Raw genomic sequence first — 18,834 nt, 5'->3', positions numbered from 1 at the left:
GACGAGTCCAGACACTCGTCAACCACGCACAGGCGCGTCAGCGCCTATCGCCTATCGCCTTCGGATGCGCCCGACCACCAGCAGGGCGACCAGGGTGACGGCCATCAGCAGGGTGGTGTCGGCGGCCGCGAGGAACACCTGTCCGCGGTCGGTGAGCCCGAAGATGGTCACCGGCAGCGTCTTCCAGGTGGCCGGGTAGACCATGATGGTCGCGCCCAGCTCACCCATCGACAGCGCGATCGCCAGGCCCGCAGCCGCGCCGAGCGCGGGCAGCAACAGCGGCAGGGTGATCCGCAGCAGTACCCGCGTCGGTCCGGCGCCGAGCGACTCGGCGGCCTGCCGATAGGCGGGGTCGAGCCGGTCCAGCGCCACGGAGACCGAGCTGAACGCGAACGCCAGCACCAGCACGGTGTGCGCGAGGATCACGATCCACTTGGTTCCGCCCAGCAGCAGCGGCTCAGCGTTGAAGGCGATCAGCAGCCCGAGGCCGATCGCCACCGACGGCACCGCGATCGGCAGGTGGAAGACCGCGTCGGTGGTCTTGCGCAGCCAGGCGGGCGCCTCGCGGGCCGCGAGTGCCGCCCAGGTGCCGACGAACAAGGCAAGCGCGCCCGCGATGAACGCGGTCTGCAGGCTGACCGCGAGGCTCGCCAGGTTCTCCTCGGAGAGTGCGGCGGAGAGGTTCTTCGGGCCGAGGTTCGACGGCAGCGGCCCGGTCCAGGCCCCCGCGAGGGCGGCTGCGATCACGGTGGCGATGGGGGCGACGAACACCACGACCACCACGACGCCGAAGAGCGCCAGGGCCAGCGTCCTAGCGCGTGTGGTCCACAGCAGCACGGCGGCCTCCCAACAGTCGGTTGAACAGGAATCGGTAGCCGCAGTACAGCGACAGCGACAGCACCACCTGGACGCTCGCGATCACCGCGGCGCCCGGCAGGTCGAAGGTCACGATGCCGCGGGTGTAGATCAGCACCGGCAGCGTCACGACGTCCTTGGCCCCGGTGAACAGCACGATGCCGAACTCGTTGAGCGTCAACAGCAGTACCAGCGAGCCGCCCGCCATCAGCGCGGGCCAGGCCTCCGGCATCACGACGGTCCGCAGCACCCGCCACGGGGAGGCGCCGAGGCTCGCCGCGACGTCGAGTTGTTCGCGGGGCATCTGGGTGAAGGCGGCCAGCAGGGGCCGCACCACGAACGGGGTGAAGAAGGTGATCTCCGCGGCGATCACCCCGAGCGGGGTGTTCAGGAAGTTCAGTGGCCCGCTGTCGGCGCCGGTGAGCTGGGTGAGGAGGGCATTGACCGCGCCCGCAGTTCCGTACAGGAAGGTGAACGCCAGCGTGATGAGGAACGAGGGCAGCGACAGGATGGTGTCGATCAGCCGGCCGACCACCTTGGCGCCGGGGAAGGGCACGAAGGCGAGCACCAGCGCGAGGAAGGTGCCCAGCACCAGGCATCCCAGTGTGGAGGCGACCGCAATTTCGATGGTGCGCCACAACGCGTTTCGGAACTGCGCGGACGCGAGCACCTCCGTCCAGGTGGACAGCCCCCTGCCCTCGTCGGTGACGGTGGACTCGGCGAGCACGCGGGCCATCGGGTAGACGGCGAAGCCGAGCACCAGCAGCAGCGGCGGCAGCGCCCAGGCCACCGGCCGCCACCGGCTCGGCTCCGGCCGGACCGGAGGGGGATCGAGGTGGACCCGATCGAGGACGGCGGTCATGACGTCTGCCCCGGCGCGGGGACGAGCACCGCGCCCTGGTCCGGGAAGCGAACGCCAACAGCGGTTCCGGCCGGCCGCTCGTCGTGCCCGGTCACGTCCACCTCGAGCAGGGCGTCGGGCAGGGCGGCCAGCGCGACGGTGAGCCTGGTGGTCGAGCCGCGCCAGACGCTGGCGGTGACCCGCCCGGGGAGCGCGCCGCGCTCGGTGGGCGCGGTGAGGGTGATCGCGTGCGGCCGCAGGCAGAGCAGGGCTCCGGCGTCGGACTCCCACTCGGTCGGGCTGATGTCCGGCCGTGGCGCGTGCGCGGTCACCGGCGTGCCCCCGACCGACACCAGGGCCGAGGTGCCGATCACCCGGGTCACGGTGCAGGGCAGCAGGTTCGCGCCGCCCAGGAAGGCCGCGGTGAAGCTGCTGGGCGGCCGCTTCCAGAGGTTCTCCGCGGTGTCGATGTCGACGAGCCGGGCGTCGCGCATCACGGCAATCCGGTCGGCCAGCGCAAGGGCCTCGCTCTGGTCGTGGGTCACGTAGAGCATCGCGGTGTCCGGCAGGGCCGCCCGCAGCTGCTGGAGCTCGGCCAGCATGCTCTGCCGGAGCTGGGCGTCGAGCGCGGCCAGCGGCTCGTCGAGCAGCAGGACCTTCGGCCGAATCGCCAGGGCTCGCGCGATGGCGACCCGCTGCTGCTGCCCGCCGGACAGTTCGCGGGGCAGTCGCTTGCCGAAGGCGGACATGCCAACCATTTCCAGCGCCTCGGCAACCCGCGTGCCGATCTCCGCGCGGGGCACCCGGTGCGAGCGCAGGCCGAAGGCGACGTTCTCCGAGACCCGCATGTGCGGGAACAGCGCATACGACTGCACGACCACCCCGATGCCGCGCTTGGCGGGCGGCAGGTCCGTGATGTCCCTGCCGGCCAGCCGGACCGAACCCGACACCGGCCGGGTGAAGCCGGCCAGTGCCTTGAGCGCGGTGGACTTGCCGGACCCGCTGGGCCCCAGGAGAGCCACGGTCTCTCCCGGGGACACCCGCAGGTTGAAATCGATCAACGCCCGGGTGGTGCTCTTGCCCCGCCCGTAGGCCACGTTGACGCGGTCGAAGGTGATGGCGGGAGCGGAGTAGTCGGTGGCCCCGAGGATGCCGGACTCGGCACTGCTCGTGGTGGGAGCCGATCCGATCCTCGGCCGGGCCAGCCCGGCGTTGATCCTCCTCATGTCAGTTCCCGGTGGCCTTCTGGTAGGCCGCGACGTCCGCGTCGAGCTCGGCGATGACGGTGTTCCAGTTCGGGGTCCAGACGGTGACCCCGTTCAACAGGCCAGCCGGGGTGGACTTGTCGTTGACGTCGACGGTCGCGGCCTCGCGCACGTCCTTGCGGACCGAGACGCCCAGCGCGTCGGGTCCGACGGTCTGCTGCGCCTTCTCCGAGAGCAGGTACTCCATCAGCTTCTTTGCCTGCTCGGACTGCGGTGCGCCCTTGGCCAGGCCCATCACGTAGGGCAGCGCCACCGTGGTGCGGGCCCCGTTCGCCTCGGCGGGGAAGAAGACGTTGAACTTGGAGCCGTCGTCCGCGATGGACGCGAGGTTCATCTGCACGTCGCCGTTCGCGACCAGCAGCTCACCGTTGCTGACCTTCGGCTGCAGTTTGCCGGTGGACGAGGACGGCCCGACGTTGTTGGCCTGCAGCTTGTTCATGTAGTCGAGCGCGCCCTCCTTGCCCTTGAGGTGCTGGAGCAGCAGCAGCACCGCGGTGCCGTCGCCTGCCTGGCCGGGGGTGGAGTACTGCAGCTTGCCCTTGAACTGCTCGCCGAGGAGGTCGTCCCAGGTCGCGGGGGCCGGGTTCGCACCAGGGTTGGCGATGAAGTTGAGATAGTTGTTGACGACCGGGACGTACTTGCCCGCCGGGTCCTTCTCCTCGGTGGGGACCGCGGAGGTGTCGATCCCGCTGGGCTGCAGCAGGCCCTGCGCGTCCGCCTTCTGGATGAACGGCGGCAGCGTGACGACGATGTCTGCCTGCGGGTTGGACTGCTCCTTCTCGACGCGGGAGACGACCTCGCCGGAGCCGGCCTCGACCAGGTTGACGGCGACGCCGGTCTCCTTGGTGAACTCGTCGAACCGGGCCTTGTACCAGTTGCTCAGGCCGTCGGCGCTGTAGACGGTGACCGTCTCGGTGTCGGAGCTCGCGGCGGTGCCGGTGCCACCGCAGGCGGTGGTCAGGGTGAGCAGGGTCGCGGCCAGGGCGGCTGCGGCCAGGCTGGGGTGGATGCGCATGACGGATTCCTAACTGTGGGTGAGGGATTCTTCGTGTGCGGGACGGTCGAGCCAGGTGCTGTGAATGAGAAGTGCTAGGGATTCAGGAGGAGCCGGGCGAACTCGCGCACCGTGGGCACGACGTGAGTGGCGCCCGCTGAGCGGAGCTGGTCCTCGTCGTGGGCGCCGGTGAGGGTGCCCGCGACGATCGATGCGCCCGAGCGCAGCCCACTCGTCACGTCGTTGGACGTGTCTCCCAGCACAGCAACGCTTTTCACGTCGTCGACCCGCAGGCGCAGCAGCGCGGTGAGGATCAGGTCCGGGTAGGGCCGACCGCGGCCGGCCTCGGCGGGGGACAGGGTGAGGTCGGCGATGGTCTGCCAGCCGAGCGCGGCGAGCAGCTTGTCCTGGGTGCTGCGGCTGAACCCGGTGGTCAGTGCGACCTTGATCCCGGCCTCGCGCAGCGCGGTGATCGATTCCGCCGCACCGGGGATCGGCTCGGCGTTGCCCTCCTCGATCAACCGGTCGTAGGCGGACTCGAAGGCGATGTTGGCGGCCTGGGCGCGGTCCTCGTCCCCGAACAGTGCGCGGAAGACGACGATCTTGGACTGACCCATGGTGTCGAGGACGTACCGGCGCGCGTCGTCGGCCTCGGCGCCCTCGGGCGGCAGACCGGCGGCGTCGGCCGCCGCGGCGAAGGCCCGCAGCACCAGTCCGTCGTCGGAGACGGTGGTGCCCGCCATGTCGAGCACGGCGAGTTCGGTGGGGGTGGCGGTCACGATTTCTCCTGGGGCGATGGATGTGTCGGTGATTCAGAGGCCGAGCTGGTCGGCGGTCTGTTCGGCGAGGGCGGGGCCGAGGGTCATGCCGCGGCCGCCGGGGCCGGCCACCACCCAGACGTTGTCCGCGGGACTGCCGCGGTGCACGAGCTCGCCTGGGTCGAGGCACTGGCTGTAGACGCCCGCCCAGCGCTTGACGATCGCGGGCAACCTGCGGCCGAGCAGCTCCTCGACGACCCCGGTCAGGTGCTGGTACGGCGCCTCGTCGACGTCGAAGTCGAACGGCTCGTCGTACTCGTGGGTGTCGCCGATGGTCAGTCCGCCGTGCAGGCGCTGCACGCAGAGCAGCTGCATCCGGTGTGCCTCGGCGGTCGGGGCCTGCGGCTGGACGGTCCTGAGGTTCTCCAGGGCGGCGCCCGCGAAGCCGGGGTAGTACCGCAGGCTGTCGCCGTCGGCGATGGCCGTGGTCAGCTCCTCGCCGAGCGGGGCGGTCTGCATCATCTGCAGCCGGACCCGGCGCAGTGGCAACTCCCCGGCCAGGTCCCGGGCCAGGCCGCCGAGGGTCGCGCCGGGGCACACGATGGCCAGGTCGGCGTCGAATACGCGTCCGTGGTCGTCGCGGACGTGCACGCCCGCCGCGTCGGAGGTCACCTCGCGGGCCTCGGTGCCCGCGTGGAAGGTGTAGCGGCCGCTCTCCTCGAGGTGGCGGCGGATCGCGGGCAGGGCCACGCGGGACTCGACGGCGCCGTCGCGGCCGCAGTGCAGCCCGGCGAGGAACTTCCCCCGCAGGGCCGGGTTGACGGCGAGCACCTGTTCCTGGTCGAGCAGCGCGAAGCCGCGGGCCCCGGCGTCGGGGCGGGCCATCGCCTCCTCGGCGACCGCGACCTCCGCGGGAGTGCGCAGCAGCGTCATCGAGCCGGCCGCGCGGAACCCGACCGCCGGGACGCGGGCGGCGAGGTCCTCCCATAGTTGGCGCGAGCGCAGCGCCGCCTCGAGCTCGTGCTCGGCGCGGCCGGAGACCCACACCAGGCCGAAGTTGCGCACGGTCGCGCCGCGGGCCTCGGTCTCGCGCTCGAGCTGGATCACGTCGTGCCCGCGGCGGATCGCCTCGTCGGCGTGGGCCGTGCCGAGGATGCCTCCGCCCACAATCAGAATTCGCATGGCGAAGAGCATGCATTTTGGTCTAGACCATCTGGTGATGGCGAGGAGAACGCCGGATGAACAATTGGTATAGACCAATTTGAGGTACGCTGACCTGCATGAACGACAACGGGATCGGTTGGGGCGACGCGGGCGAGTCAGCGCCCAAGTACTTCCGGGTGCGCACCGAACTGGCGGCCATCATCGACGATCTCGACGAGGGCGATCCCGTGCCGGCGGAGCGTGACCTCGCGGGGCGCTTCGAGGTGTCCAGGGAGACGGTGCGCCAAGCCGTGCACGAACTACTGGTGGAGGGCAGGATCCAGCGTCGCGGCCGTGGCACCGTCGTCGCCGGCCCGAAACTCACCCAGCCGCTCTCACTCCGTTCGTACACGGAGGGCGCGGTCAGTCAGGGCCGGGTGCCCGGTCGGGAGTTGGTCACCTTCGAGGATGAGCGGGCCGATTCCGAGCTCGCCGCGGACCTCGGGCTGGCCGCTGGGGCTGCCGTGATCCACCTCGAGCGCGTTCTGCTCGCGGACGGACAGAAGATCGGGCTCGAGAGCACGTACCTGCCTGCCTCCCGATTCGCCTCGATGGCACGGGCGTTCGACCCGGGCACCTCGCTGTACGCCGCGATCCGCGCCACCGGAGTGACTTTCGACTCGGCCACCGAACGGATCGAGACGGTGCTGGCGTCGCCGCGCGAGGCCGCCCTTCTCGACTCGACGACCGCGATGCCGATGCTGCTGCTGAACCGGATCTCCCTGGACACAGCGGGTGTTCCGATCGAGAGGGTCCGCTCGCTCTACCGCGGCGATCGCGTCGCATTCCACGCCACGCTGCGGGAGTGAGCGCGGAAGTCGTTCGTTTCATTCATGAGTTGATTGCGGTTAGCATCCGAACCCGTGGTTGACAGCATCGTGGCGACGAGACCCGCATCGGCACCAGGTCCGGAACACGATCCCCACCAGGAGCCCGGGAAGTCCTCGCTCCGCGGCGCCCGCTGGACCGCGATCGTCACGGGCCTGATCGGCATGCTCCTCACCCTGTCGGTACCGTTGCTGCCCGTCGTGACGGACGAGACGGTGCTCTCGTGGCCGCAGCAGGACCTGGCGCGCAGCGTCTCGGCGCCGCTCGTCTCCTACTCGCCGGTGAGCCTCGACGTCGAGATCCCCTGCTCGGCCATCGGCCCGTTGGCAGGACAGGGCGGCACCCTCGTCGCCACCGCCCCGAACGGTGCCCCCGACGCCGAGCACTACGGCCTCGTGGCCAAGGTCACGCCCGCGGGCGCGGATGATCCAGGCCGCATCGAGGTGGTCCTGCGCGACACGGTGCTGCTGTCCGCGCCGCTCGACCGGCTCGCAGGCGGCGACTGCGCGATCGCGGTGTCCTCCGACGCGACGAGGACCACCGCCGAGATCACCGGGTCCGCGATCGCCCCGACCGTGTACGAGGGCGACCTCCGTCCCCAGATGGTCGGGGTGTTCACCGATCTGGAGGGTGCGGCGCCTGCCGGCCTCCAGGTCACCGCGGAACTCGACTCGCGCTTCACCTCGACACCGTCGACGCTCAAGCTGATCGCGATGGTCGTCGGCGTGCTGGCCATGCTCGCCTCCCTCCTCGCCCTGCACCGCCTCGACCGCGTCGACGGCAGGCGCTCGCGCCGGTTCCTGCCCGCGCGCTGGTGGAAATTCGGCGTGGTGGACGCCGTGATCATCGGCACCCTGGTGCTGTGGCACTTCATCGGCGCGACCACCTCGGACGACGGCTATCAGTTCACGATGGCCCGCGCCGCCGAGCAGGCCGGCTACATGGCGAACTACTTCCGGTACTACGGGGTGCCCGAAACGCCCTTCGGGACGCCGTATTACGAGGTGTTCGGGCTGCTGGCCCACATCACGCCCGCGAGCCCCTTCGTCCGGCTGCCCGCGCTGATCGCGGGCATCGTGACCTGGCTGGTGCTCAGCCGTGAGGTGGTGCCCCGTCTCGGCGTCGCGGCGCGGGCCAACCGGCTGGCCCTGTGGACCGGCGGCCTGGCCTTCCTCGCAGTCTGGCTCCCGTACAACAACGGGCTGCGCCCCGAACCGATCGTCGCGGCGGGCGTGCTGCTGACCTGGTGCTCGGTCGAGCGCGCCATCGCCACCCGACGGCTGCTCCCCGCCGCGGGCGCGATCCTGGTCGCCGCCATGACCCTCTCGGTCGGCCCCTCCGGGATCATCTGCTTCGCCGCGCTGATCGCCGGACTGCGCCCCATCGGCCAGATCGTCGTCGCCCGCGCGAAGACGGTCGGCTACCTCGCGCTGCTGCTGCCGCTCCTCGCGTCGGGCACCGCGATCCTGGCGGTGATCTTCGCGGACCAGACGGTGGCGGCGGTCTTCGAGATGCAGCGAGTGCACGAGGTCGCGGGGCCCAACGAGAAGTGGTTCGACGAGTACCTGCGTTACCAGTGGCTGCTGAACATCTCGCCTGACGGATCGCTGGCCCGCCGATTCGGCATCTTCATCATGATCCTCGGCGTGGCCGTGAGCATCCTGGCGATGCTCCGCAAGGGCGGCCGCATCCCCGGGACCGCCGCCGGACCGGCGCGCCGGATCCTCGGGATCACCCTCGGCGCGATGGTGCTGATGATGTTCACCCCGACGAAGTGGACGCACCACCTGGGGATCTACGCGGGACTGGCCGGCGCGGTCGCCGTGCTGACCACGGTCGCCGTGAGCGTCCAGGTCCTGCGGTCACCTCGCAACCGCGCGCTGTTCGCCGCGGCCGTGCTGTTCGTGCTCGCCATGTCGTTCACCGGCAGCAACGGCTGGTGGTACGTCTCGAGCTACAGCGTGCCGTGGTGGGACAAGCCGGTCTCCATCGGCGGGCTCGGCGCGGGCACCGTGCTGCTCGGAGCCACGATGGCGATGCTGCTCGTCGCGGTCTGGTGTCACGTCCGAGAACCGCACTCCGGCAACGGTTCGGCGCGGACCAGCCGGCTCTGGGCGATCCCTCCGCTCACCGTCGCCGCCGCGGCGATGGTGCTCTTCGAGGTCCTCTCGCTCGCCAAGGGTGCCGTCGCGCAGTACCCGGCGTACTCCGTCGGACGTGCGAACTTCAACACGCTCGGCGGCCAGGTCTGTGGTCTCGCCAACGACGTGCTGCTCGAGACCGACCCGAATGCCTCCATGCTGCAACCGCTCTCGGGTGGCCCCGCGACCGGCCTGGCCGGGCCGGGCACGGTCGGCTTCGAGCCGAACGGTGTCGCCGCCGACCTGAGTGCCGACAAGGAATCGTCGGATTCGGTCACGGCGAACTCGGTCGATTCGAACGACAGCCAGGCGAAGTCGGGCAACGCGGCGGGAACGGCTGGCGGGGCCGGACGGGTCGGCATCAACGGCAGCGCGGTGGCTCTCCCGTACGGCCTCGACCCGGCGACCACCCCGGTGCTCGGCAGCCACCTGGCCGGCGGCGTCGCCACATTGACGACCGGCTGGTACCGGCTCCCACCCGTGGGCTCCGATGGTTCGAGGGGTGACCTCATCTCCATCGCCGCGGCAGGCCGGATCCGATCCGTCGACTCCGACGGAATCGTCACGGAAGGGCAGGATCTCGAGGTCGAGTACGGAACGGGGCGGGGCGACGGTACTGCGGTCGCCCTCGGCGCGGTGGCCCCGCTCGATCCCGGTCCCGCGCCGTCGTGGCGGAACCTCCGGGTCCCGCTCGACGCGCTGCCCGCCGAGGCCGACGTGGTCCGGATCGTCGCGTCCGACAACGACCGGGATCCGAAGCAGTGGCTCGCGGTGACCCCGCCGCGGGTACCGCAGACGCAGACGCTGAACTCGGTGGTGGGGTCGCAGACGCCCGTGCTGGTGGACTGGTCCGTGGGGCTGGCGTTCCCGTGTCAGCGACCGTTCGACCATCGCGACGGGGTGGCCGAGGTCCCCGAGTACCGCATCCTCCCGGACCGGATCGGCGCCATGACGACGAATCTGTGGCAGGACCACTTCGGCGGCGGGCCGCTCGGCTGGACGCAGATGCTGCTCACCGCCAGGACCATCCCGTCCTATCTGGATCAGGACTGGGGTCGGGACTGGGGCGAGATCGAGCAGTTCACGCCGCTCGACCCGACGGCCGATCCCGCGACCCTCGACGTCATGCCGACGCCGCGATCCGGGCTGTGGACCCCGGGGCCGATCAACACCACGTTCTGACGCCCGCGGGTGCGACTACGCCGGTAGCGGCTCGCAGTGCTCGAGGGTCCGTTCCGTCGCGGACCGAACCACTTGGCCGACGCTGCGGCTGTTCGCCAAGGCGTTTCGCTGCCAGATCGCGCCGTTGCCCCGCGCGAGCTCACACCTGAGCGCCGCCTCGACCCGGCGACGCTCCCCGAGCTCGTCGAGCGCTTCGCGCACGTGATCGAGCAGGAGCTCGACCCGGCGCGCGCAGGGGACGGGCTGCGCCGTCCGCGGGTCGAGGCCGAGACCGGACAGGCCGTCCCGGGCCGCCATCCAGTTGGCGATCCGGAGCGTCGCCAGCTCGACGCCGGGCGGGTCGTGGCCCCGCTCGACGGCAGACACCGCCGTCATGACCAGGGCTCGCACCAGCGTCGCGACCAGCACCGTCTGGTCCACGGTCGGCATCACGTCGCAGACCCGGACCTCGACGGTGGGCAGGTGGGAGGAGGGGCGGATGTCCCAATAGACCATGCGCTCGTCCAGGAGGCAGTCGCAGTCGACGAGCATCGCGACGAGGTCGTCGTACGCATCGGCCGATTCGAAGTACGGCGGCGGCCCGGAAACCGGCCACCTCGACCACAGGATCGTCCGCCAGCTCGCGAAGCCGCTGTCGATGCCCCGGTGCAGCGGCGAGTTGGCGCTCAGCGCCAGCAGCGTCGGGAGCCAGGGCCGAACGTGGTTGCAGACCTGCACCCGGGTCTCCCGGTCGGGAACGTCGACGTGTACGTGGCAGCCGCAGATGCCCTGTTCCAGCGCGAGGGTGCCGAACCGCCTCGCCATCGCGCGGTAGCGGTCAGAGTCGCTCACCGGCATCCGGGCGGGACCCGCGGGCGGCGTGCCGGTCGCGAGCAGCCTGCTGCCGTTGCGGGCGGCCGCGGCGGCCGCGAGCCTGCGGGCCTCGAGCAGGTGGGTGCGCAGCCCGTTGCTGTCCCAGCAGACCGGGGAATTGGTTTCGATCTGGCACTGCGAGAGTTCGAGTTGGAGCGACACCCCGAGTTCGGTGGCGGTGGAGATCACCGCCGAGTTCCGCATCTGCGGGAGACCCGTGTCCGGGTCGACCAGCAGGAATTCCTCCTCCACGCCCATGGACGGGCACGCGGGGTGATTCATGCGGGGGAACGCCCTACTTCGGGCATCGATACCATCTCGGATCCGTGGAATCGGGAGGGTCCTGACTTCAGCTCAATTCAAGCACTAGCCGAACACCGCCGAAAGGGTCAGCCGCGTCGGTAGGTGAGCGGGAGGACGATCCAGAAGTAGGCGAACGCCATGGCCGTGCAGCCGCCGGCGATGGCTCCGACGGCCGAGGTGACGACCGTTCCGGCGATCAGCATCACCACGCCGGTGAGGGCGAGCCCCAGCATCACCAGCCCGCCGAGTTCGAGGCGGTGCGCCGTCGAGACGATGGTGCGCAGCTTCCGTCTGCGGAACAGGATCCGGTGGAACCCAACGGGGGCGATCAACAGCACGGTGGCGGCGATCGAGAAGAACACGGTGGCGAGGTAGACGCCCCGTTCGTAGGTGGACAGCTCCGCGAACCGATCCTGGAACGGCAGGATCAGCAGGAAGCCGGTCAGCAGTTGCACACCGGTCTGGGCCACCCGCAGCTCCTGCAGGATGCTCGCCCAGTTGCGGTCGAGGCGCTCCGTCTCGGTCTCGTGCCTGCCGTCGTCGGCCGCGCCGTCCACGGTCATCGGGGCGGGCGCCTACGACGCGCGCGACGGCCGCGCGGCCGAATCCGCGCAGCGGCAGCCGAGCGGGACGTCGCCGCAGTCCAGGATCAGCGGGTGCCGCATCACCGTCAGGTCGGCGCACTGCTCCTCGGTGCACTCGGTGGGGTCGGTCCTGTGCACGATCAGGGTTCCGTGACAGTGGTCGAGACTGTCGGCACACGCGGCGCAGGCCATGGTGCTACCTCCGGGTCGGGGCGATCGGCATCCTGCCTTCGTTGGTACCACCTGGCGCCGACAGCGTGGGGATTCCCCGGGCGTGTCAGTCGACCGGTGCAATCGCATCGGCCGCTTTCGCGGAGGTGCCGGGGGGCGGACAATCGAGGGGCAAGAAATGACGGCCTCGACCGACGGAGGAGGGGCAGCGGTGAACCGGACCGAGCTCCCACAGACAGTGCGGCGATCGTCCAAGGAGGCGCAGGTGGTCTTCGCGGAGGCACGCGACACGGCCATCAAGCGGTACGGGGAGGGCGAAGACGCCCTTCGCGCGGCGTACGGCGAGCTCAAACACGATTTCGAGTTGGAGGTCGATCACTGGGTGCCCAAGCAGGGGTGACCTCGGCACGACATGGCGCCGCGGCGCGGTGGGGCGCGACGCGGTGGGTCTGACCCTGCGCCAACGCGGTGCGTCTACCCTTGTCCGTATGCCAGTTCGCACCCAGCTCAGCCCCGGAACCGTCTCCGCGACGCTCGCCGTCCCCGCCAACATCGAGCGGCCGGAGTACGCGTGGAAGCCGACCGTCAACGAGGGCAACGAGCCGTGGGTGCAGACCCAGGAGACCATCGAGGCCATGCGGGTGGCGAGCAAGATCGCCGCGCAGGCCCTGCAGGAGGCGGGCAAGGCGGTTGCGCCGGGCGTGACCACCGACGAGCTCGACCGCATCGCGCACGAGTACATGATCGACCACGGCGCCTACCCGTCCACGCTGGGCTACAAGGACTTCCCCAAGTCCTGCTGCACCTCGCTGAACGAGGTCATCTGCCACGGCATCCCCGACTCGACGGTGATCCAGGACGGCGACATCGTCAACATCGACGTGACCGCGTACATCGGCGGGGTGCACGGCGACACCAACGCCACCTTCCTGGCCGGTGACGTGTCCGAGGAGAACCGCCTGCTCGTCGAGCGCACCCACGAGGCGACGATGCGCGCCATCAAGGCCGTCAAGCCCGGCCGCGAGCTCAACGTCATCGGCCGGGTCATCGAGGCCTACGCCAACCGCTTCGGCTACGGCGTGGTGCGGGACTTCACCGGCCACGGCATCGGCGAGACCTTCCACAACGGGTTGGTCATCCTGCACTACGACCAGCCGAACGTGGACACCGTCATCGAACCGGGCATGGTGTTCACCATCGAACCGATGATCAACCTCGGCACCGTCGACTACGACATCTGGGACGACGGCTGGACCGTCGTGACCAAGGACCGCAAGTGGACGGCCCAGTTCGAGCACACCATCGTCGTCACCGACACGGGCGCGGAAATCCTCACGCTGCCATGATGTCGGGGCCCGCCCCGGTCGTGAAGGGTGCGCTGCTCGTCGCCGGAACGACCTCCGACGCGGGCAAGAGCGTGCTGGTCGCCGGGCTGTGCCGGATGCTGGCCCGGCGCGGGGTGTCGGTTGCGCCGTTCAAGGCGCAGAACATGTCCAACAACTCGGTGGTCACCCTCGACGGTGGCGAGATCGGGCGGGCGCAGGCGCTACAGGCGCGGGCCTGCGGGCTCGAGCCGAGTGTGCGCTTCAACCCGGTGCTGCTCAAGCCGGGCAGCGACCGGACCTCGCAGCTGGTGGTCCGCGGCCGGGCGGTGACCAATGTGGGGGCCCGCGACTACATCGAGCACCGGGCGTGGCTCCGCGGCGTCGTCGCCGACGAGTTGTCCTCGCTGCGAGCGGAATTCGACGTGGTGATCTGCGAGGGCGCCGGATCGCCCGCCGAGATCAACCTGCGCGCGACGGACCTGGCGAACATGGGGCTGGCACGGGCGGCGGCGCTCCCGGTGATCGTGGTCGGGGACATCGACCGCGGCGGTGTGCTGGCGCACCTGTTCGGCACCCTCGCCGTGCTCTCACCCGAGGACCAGGCGCTGATCGCCGGGTTCGTGGTCAACAAGTTCCGGGGCGATGTGGGTCTGCTGGAGCCGGGTCTGGTCCAGCTGCGGGAGCTGACCGGACGCCCCACCCTCGGCGTGGTGCCGTTCGCCGAGGGGCTCTGGATCGACGCCGAGGACTCGCTGTCCACGGTCGTGGACGCCCCGGTCGGCAGGCCCGCCGCACCCGCGGGTCAAGGGTGGCTGCGCGTGGCCGCGGTGCGACTGCCCCGGGTGTCCAACGCGACCGACGTGGAGGCGCTGGCCTGCGAACCGGGCGTCTCGGTGCACTGGGTCGGCGAGCCGTCACGGCTGCAGGACGCCGACCTGGTGGTGATCCCCGGCAGCAAGTCCACCGTCTCGGACCTGGCCTGGCTGCGCTCGAGCGGGATCGCGGACGCGCTGGACGCGCGCGCCGCAGCCGGGCTGCCGATCCTCGGCATCTGCGGCGGGTACCAGATGCTCGGGCGCACCATCGTCGACGAGGTCGAATCGGGTGCGGGGACGGTGGACGGGCTGGGCCTGCTGGACATGGAGATCGAGTTCGCGCCAGAGAAGGTGCTGCGCCAGGTCACCGGGACCGCCGACTCGGTTGCGGTGTCCGGCTACGAGATCCACCACGGCCGGGTCGTCCGCAGCGCAGACCCGCCGCTGCTGCGCGGCGCGGACGGCGAGCCGGAGGGCAGCGTCCGGGGGCAGGTGTTCGGCACCCACTGGCACGGTCTGCTCGAGTCGGACGAGTTCCGTCGCGGATTCCTGACCCGGGTCGCGGCCGTCACCGGGCGGCCGTTCACGGTCGCGCCCGACACCTCGGTGGCGGCGGAGCGGGCCGCGCAGCTGGACCTGCTGGCCGACCTGGTGGAGCGGCACCTCGACGTGGGCGCGATCGAGCAGCTCATCAACGGCGGTGCGCCGCGGGATCTTCCGGTGATCACACACGGCCGCGCGGCGGTGGACCCAGTTCGCTGATCGAGTGTCCGAAGTGTGCCGCCCAGTCCGCAGGCGTCGATCCGAACCGGTGGTCACGGACGGACGGGTCGGCGCCGAGCCTCAGCAGCAGCGTCACCAGGTCGCCGTTCCCGGCGCCTGCCGCCTCGTGCAGCGCGGTCTCCCATGGCTCCTCGATCGGCAGGTCCGCGCGCCCGAGCGCGTCGACGTCGAATCCGAGTTCCGCCAGCAGCAGGACAGCGCAAGCGTTCCCCGCCCCGGTGGCCCGCAGGATCGCCGACGGGTGTCGCGCGACGGCTGCCGCGACCAGGTCGGGATGTTCGTCGAGAAGTGCTGCCGCGGTGGGTCGGTCGGCGATCATGCCCGCCGCCATCAGCCGGTCGACGGCGTCGAGGTCTGGGCCGGGGGCGCCCGCGGCCCGCAGCAAGCGGGCCGCGTCCGTCTTCCCATAGACCGTCGCGAGCTCGAGCGGCGTCCGTCCGCCCCGCAGCCGCCGATCCGGGGCGGCGCCGCCGTCCAGTAGCAACGCGACGCGGGCGGGATGGTCGTGCAGGATCGCCCAGCCGAGTTGATCGGCGAGCAGGCCGGCCGGGCCCTCCAGTTCGACGCCGAGGCGCGAGCTCCACGGCTCGCGGTCGCCCCGGCCGAGCCCGCACTCCAGCAGCAGCGCCAGGTGGTCGTCGTCGCGGCCGAACATGCGGTTGTACAGTGCCTGGCCGTCGTTCGGGTTCGCGCCCGCCGCCAACAGCGCGCGGGCGAGCGGGATCGCCTGCGGGTGCCGCGGTTGGTCGTCGTCGCCGCGTTCGCCACCCCCGAGTGCGCCGGTCAGCGCGGTGAAAGGGGGAGTGTCGCCGTGCCAGAGATAGCCGGCATTCGGATCGGCCCCGGCATCGAGCAGCAGCCGGGCGCCCCCGACCGCCGCGGCTTCCGTGACCTCGTTGTCGTGCCGGGCGTAGGCGAGATACAGCAGCGGCGGCCAGTCGAACGGTCCGCCCTCGGTGCGCGCGAGTCCCGGGTCCGCCCCGAGTAGTGCCCGCAGCGCGGAGACGTCGGCGCACGCCGCCGCCGTGTGCACGGTGGCCGCCCGGATGCCGGGGTGGGCATCGAGCAGTGCCGAGGCCCGGGCCCACTGGTCCGCGCCGTCGTCGGGGCAGTAGCGCAGGCAGGCCAGCAGCAGGAACTCGTCCGCCTCGGTGGCTGCTTTGGCCCGGTCCGGGTACCGGGTGAGCCCGGTTGCGGACTCCGTCACGGGGTCGCCCGACGCAGCGCCAGCCAGGCGACCGCCGTCGCGATCGCGGTCGCGGCCAGGGGCAGCGCCACCAGGGGCAGTGCCCGCGGCGCGTCGGCGAACCAGTCGCCCACCGCGGGCCACCACTGCGCCCAGGTGATCAGGATCGCGGCGAGACCACCGAGGCCGAGGGCCCCGACTCCCGCGGCCAGCAGCCCCGTGGCCCGCCACCGCTGGTAGATCGCGCCCGCGGCCATCGCGACCGCCGTCGTCAGCAGCAGCGTCGAGAAGATGGTCAGGAACTGCAGCAGCGGGTTGTCGGTGAGATCGTCGGCCAGGCCGAACATCCGCATCCACACGCCCCAGCCGTCGGTGGCGGCCTCCACGACGGACAGCAGGTAGAGGACCGCGGCGAATACCGCCGACTGCGCGAGCGCCAACAACGCTGTGGCGGAGAAGAACTCGCGACGGGTCACGCTCATGCCGAGCGTGAAGGGGAAGGTCTGGGCCATCGCCTGCAGGTAGAACGCCAGCACGAACCCGTAGACGGAGAAGACGCTGCCGGTGAAACCCTCTTCCTGATCGTTGTCGATCAGGAAGTAGATCGTGTAGCTGATCAGGAAGGAGGAAGCGAGGATGGCGACCGGCCAGGCGATCAGCAGCGGCCACGCCACGGTGTGCACGCGGAGGACGGCGCCGATCCGGGAGTCGGAGTCCGGCTCGGTCCGCGGCGGTGTTGTCGTCGTGGTGGCGGTTTGCGTGGTCATGCCGTGATCTCCCGTGCTCCGGTGGTGGTCGCGATGACGAGGTCCTGCAGCGATACCGGTTCGAGCTCGATGCCTGCCGCGCGTAGCCGGGCGTGCTCCGGCTCGGTCGCCGTGCGCTCGACCGTGGCCCGGGCGTGCGATCCGAGCGACTCGCGATGGAGCACCCTGGCGCCCGCCGCGAACGCGTCGACGGCCTCGGCAGGCCCGGTGGCGACCACGGCCCTGCTGCGCAGCGCGTCCGCACCGTCGTCGACGACGATCCGCCCACGGTCGACGACGATGACGTGCTCGAGCAGGTTGCTTACCTCGTCGATGAGGTGCGTGGACAGCACGATCGTGCGGGGGTGCTCGGCGTAGTCGGCGAGCAGCCGGTCGTAGAACAGGTGCCGGGCGACGGCGTCGAGGCCCAGATAGGGCTCGTCGAACAGCGTGAGCGGTGCCCGCGCGGCGAGCCCGATGATCACGCCGAGCGTGGACTTCATGCCCCTGGACAGCTTCTTGACCTTGCGGCACAGCGGGAGCTGGAAGTCGTCGAGCAGTCGGTCGGCGAACTCACGGTCCCAGCCGGGCATCAGATGCCCGGCGGCGGTGAGCACGTGCTTGACCCGGAGGTCGTCCACGTAGGTCTGACTCTCCTTGATGAAGCAGATGTTCCGCAGGACCCGCGCGTTCTCGAAGGGTGTGCCGCCGAGAACCGTGATGTCGCCGGACGTCTGGGTGTCCTGTCCGGTCAGGATCTGCATCAGGGTGGTCTTGCCCGCGCCGTTCCGGCCGAGCAGGCCGTAGATCTTGTCGGGCTCGATGGTGAAGGAGATGTCGTCGAGCGCGGTGACGTCGCCGAAACGTTTGCTCAGGCCGCGAACCGACACGATCGGTTCGGCATCGATGGCGGTCGCGGTCATCTGCTTTCCTCCCGGTTGTCGAGCATGGACTTGAGTTCGGGGATCGACATGCCGAGCTTGTCGGCCTCCGCGATCAGCGGCTCGATGTACTGGCGCACGAACTGCTCGCGGCGCCGGAATCGCAGCGCGTCCCGTGCGCCCTCCGTGACGAACATCCCGATCCCTCGCTTCTTGTAGAGAATCCCCTCGGCCACGAGCTGCCCGAGCCCCTTCGCCGCCGTCGCCGGGTTGATCCGGTGGAACGCGGCGAGCTCGTTCGTGGAGGGAACCTGGCCGTCCTCCGGCAGGGATCCGTCGATGATGGAGTTCTCCACGAGCTCGGCGATCTGCTGGAACAGTGGCCTACCGTCGTCGTTCACCGGAACCGCCGCCCCGTGAGGCTTACTGGTTCATTACTCATGTAACGAACCATAGGACCATCGGGCGCGGTGTGCAAGCGATGGTGGGCGCGGCCACATGGCGTACCGTCCGTAGCCATGGAATTGACGCAAGTTCCCGTCGGGGACGGCACCTACACCGTTCGCGTCGACGGCCCCGAGAGCAGGCACACGGTGCTGCTGCTCCCGGGTGCGGGGGAGTCCGCATCCGTGTTCGACGCGGTGTGCGAGCGACTGCACAACTCCGACCTGCGCACGGTCGTGCCCGAGTCGATCGACGGACTCGACGAGACCAGCGCGATCGCACTGCTCGATGCGCTCAAGCTGCCGTGGGTCAACCTCGCAGGCAACCGCGAGGGTGCCGCGCTGGCCTGGCTGCTCGCCGCCAAGACCTTCGGTCGATTCGCCAGTCTCGTCGTGGCGGATTGCCCGCATCCCGCGGTGCCCGATCTCGACGGCCGCGTGCGCGAGTCCGGTTGCGCGCCCGTGGAAATGCCGACGACGCTGCTGATCGGGAACTCGCTGGGCCGGCCGATGGCCGACACCAGCGGCAGGCACGTGTACTCCGACTTCCGGGTCGTCCAGCTCGACGGCGTCGGCTCGGTGCCGCAGGGCGCGGCCGCCGAGATGGCCACCGAGATCGTCCTCCGTACCAGCAGCTGGTAGGCGCTCCGCGCCCGTGCACGGTTAGCGAGTCCCTGG

General features: G+C 70.6%; 19 protein-coding genes. 6 read left to right on the top strand and 13 right to left on the bottom strand.

Annotated elements, in window-relative coordinates; translation table 11 throughout:
• Positions 1 to 51 precede the first annotated feature (51 nt).
• From FCG67_RS00510 to FCG67_RS00485, 6 genes are all read right to left on the bottom strand, one after another.
• Complete coding sequence (locus FCG67_RS00510; protein WP_136906230.1) at positions 52 to 837, bottom strand: ABC transporter permease; 786 nt, start codon at positions 835 to 837, stop codon at positions 52 to 54.
• Positions 812 to 1,717 (bottom strand): 2-aminoethylphosphonate ABC transporter permease subunit, encoded by a 906-nt coding sequence (locus tag FCG67_RS00505; protein ID WP_136906228.1) that lies wholly within the window; start codon positions 1,715 to 1,717, stop codon positions 812 to 814. Before FCG67_RS00505 ends, FCG67_RS00510 begins: the two co-directional genes overlap by 26 nt.
• On the bottom strand, positions 1,714 to 2,922 hold the full coding sequence (locus tag FCG67_RS00500) for an ABC transporter ATP-binding protein (RefSeq protein WP_136906226.1): 1,209 nt from the start codon (positions 2,920 to 2,922) through the stop codon (positions 1,714 to 1,716). Before FCG67_RS00500 ends, FCG67_RS00505 begins: the two co-directional genes overlap by 4 nt.
• Position 2,923: 1 nt before the next feature.
• Entirely contained in the window at positions 2,924 to 3,976 is a 1,053-nt protein-coding gene (locus tag FCG67_RS00495) for a 2-aminoethylphosphonate ABC transporter substrate-binding protein (RefSeq protein ID WP_136906224.1), read from the bottom strand.
• A 74-nt stretch (positions 3,977 to 4,050) separates the two neighbouring features.
• Positions 4,051 to 4,734, bottom strand: coding sequence for a phosphonatase-like hydrolase (locus tag FCG67_RS00490; protein WP_281282307.1), 684 nt, complete (start codon positions 4,732 to 4,734; stop codon positions 4,051 to 4,053).
• A 33-nt stretch (positions 4,735 to 4,767) separates the two neighbouring features.
• A complete protein-coding gene (locus FCG67_RS00485; RefSeq protein WP_136906222.1) occupies positions 4,768 to 5,895 on the bottom strand; it encodes a TIGR03364 family FAD-dependent oxidoreductase in 1,128 nt (375 codons plus the stop codon).
• A 98-nt stretch (positions 5,896 to 5,993) separates the two neighbouring features.
• Between FCG67_RS00485 and FCG67_RS00480 the strand changes: the two genes are divergently transcribed.
• Both FCG67_RS00480 and FCG67_RS00475 read left to right on the top strand, forming a co-directional pair.
• Positions 5,994 to 6,725, top strand: a complete 732-nt coding sequence (locus FCG67_RS00480; RefSeq protein WP_136906220.1) for a GntR family transcriptional regulator — start codon at positions 5,994 to 5,996, stop codon at positions 6,723 to 6,725.
• A gap of 54 nt (positions 6,726 to 6,779) precedes the next feature.
• Positions 6,780 to 10,067: an arabinosyltransferase domain-containing protein gene (locus FCG67_RS00475; RefSeq protein ID WP_136906218.1), complete on the top strand. Its 3,288-nt coding sequence runs from the start codon at positions 6,780 to 6,782 to the stop codon at positions 10,065 to 10,067.
• A 15-nt stretch (positions 10,068 to 10,082) separates the two neighbouring features.
• Here FCG67_RS00475 and FCG67_RS00470 read toward each other — a convergent pair whose 3' ends face one another.
• The 3 genes from FCG67_RS00470 to FCG67_RS00460 all read right to left on the bottom strand — a co-directional run bounded on the left by FCG67_RS00470 (position 10,083) and on the right by FCG67_RS00460 (position 11,944).
• Positions 10,083 to 11,201 (bottom strand): carboxylate-amine ligase, encoded by a 1,119-nt coding sequence (locus tag FCG67_RS00470; RefSeq protein ID WP_246044698.1) that lies wholly within the window; start codon positions 11,199 to 11,201, stop codon positions 10,083 to 10,085.
• A gap of 107 nt (positions 11,202 to 11,308) precedes the next feature.
• On the bottom strand, positions 11,309 to 11,785 hold the full coding sequence (locus tag FCG67_RS00465) for a DUF6328 family protein (protein WP_136906216.1): 477 nt from the start codon (positions 11,783 to 11,785) through the stop codon (positions 11,309 to 11,311).
• Between the two features lie 12 nt (positions 11,786 to 11,797).
• Complete coding sequence (locus FCG67_RS00460) at positions 11,798 to 11,944, bottom strand: hypothetical protein (protein WP_246044697.1); 147 nt, start codon at positions 11,942 to 11,944, stop codon at positions 11,798 to 11,800.
• Between the two features lie 244 nt (positions 11,945 to 12,188).
• On the opposite strand from FCG67_RS00460, the gene FCG67_RS00455 reads away from it, so the two are divergent.
• The 3 genes from FCG67_RS00455 to FCG67_RS00445 all read left to right on the top strand — a co-directional run bounded on the left by FCG67_RS00455 (position 12,189) and on the right by FCG67_RS00445 (position 14,879).
• Positions 12,189 to 12,377, top strand: coding sequence for a ChaB family protein (locus FCG67_RS00455; protein WP_097212804.1), 189 nt, complete (start codon positions 12,189 to 12,191; stop codon positions 12,375 to 12,377).
• An 88-nt stretch (positions 12,378 to 12,465) separates the two neighbouring features.
• Entirely contained in the window at positions 12,466 to 13,323 is an 858-nt protein-coding gene (gene map / locus FCG67_RS00450; RefSeq protein WP_136906212.1) for a type I methionyl aminopeptidase, read from the top strand.
• The gene (locus tag FCG67_RS00445) at positions 13,323 to 14,879 is read left to right on the top strand and encodes a cobyric acid synthase (protein ID WP_136906210.1); all 1,557 of its coding nucleotides are present in this window, start codon (positions 13,323 to 13,325) and stop codon (positions 14,877 to 14,879) included. Before map ends, FCG67_RS00445 begins: the two co-directional genes overlap by 1 nt.
• On the opposite strand, the gene FCG67_RS00440 is transcribed toward FCG67_RS00445, so the two are convergent.
• The 4 genes from FCG67_RS00440 to FCG67_RS00425 are packed head-to-tail and all read right to left on the bottom strand — an operon-like array spanning position 14,842 to position 18,114.
• Entirely contained in the window at positions 14,842 to 16,107 is a 1,266-nt protein-coding gene (locus FCG67_RS00440; RefSeq protein WP_136906209.1) for an ankyrin repeat domain-containing protein, read from the bottom strand. The genes FCG67_RS00445 and FCG67_RS00440 overlap by 38 nt on opposite strands.
• The gene (locus FCG67_RS00435) at positions 16,104 to 16,853 is read right to left on the bottom strand and encodes an ABC transporter permease (RefSeq protein ID WP_136906207.1); all 750 of its coding nucleotides are present in this window, start codon (positions 16,851 to 16,853) and stop codon (positions 16,104 to 16,106) included. Before FCG67_RS00435 ends, FCG67_RS00440 begins: the two co-directional genes overlap by 4 nt.
• Positions 16,850 to 17,755: an ABC transporter ATP-binding protein gene (locus tag FCG67_RS00430; protein ID WP_136906205.1), complete on the bottom strand. Its 906-nt coding sequence runs from the start codon at positions 17,753 to 17,755 to the stop codon at positions 16,850 to 16,852. The genes FCG67_RS00435 and FCG67_RS00430 overlap by 4 nt, the downstream gene beginning before the upstream one ends.
• Positions 17,752 to 18,114, bottom strand: coding sequence for a GntR family transcriptional regulator (locus tag FCG67_RS00425; protein WP_136906203.1), 363 nt, complete (start codon positions 18,112 to 18,114; stop codon positions 17,752 to 17,754). Before FCG67_RS00425 ends, FCG67_RS00430 begins: the two co-directional genes overlap by 4 nt.
• Before the next feature lie 117 nt (positions 18,115 to 18,231).
• On the opposite strand from FCG67_RS00425, the gene FCG67_RS00420 reads away from it, so the two are divergent.
• A complete protein-coding gene (locus tag FCG67_RS00420; RefSeq protein WP_136906201.1) occupies positions 18,232 to 18,798 on the top strand; it encodes an alpha/beta hydrolase in 567 nt (188 codons plus the stop codon).
• Positions 18,799 to 18,834: the final 36 nt, after the last annotated feature.

Origin of the sequence: Rhodococcus oryzae (assembly GCF_005049235.1) — a bacterium.
Classification (GTDB): domain Bacteria; phylum Actinomycetota; class Actinomycetes; order Mycobacteriales; family Mycobacteriaceae; genus Rhodococcus_G; species Rhodococcus_G oryzae.
The sequence above is the reverse complement of the archived record's forward strand: the minus strand, read 5'-3'. Positions and strand labels throughout refer to the sequence as shown.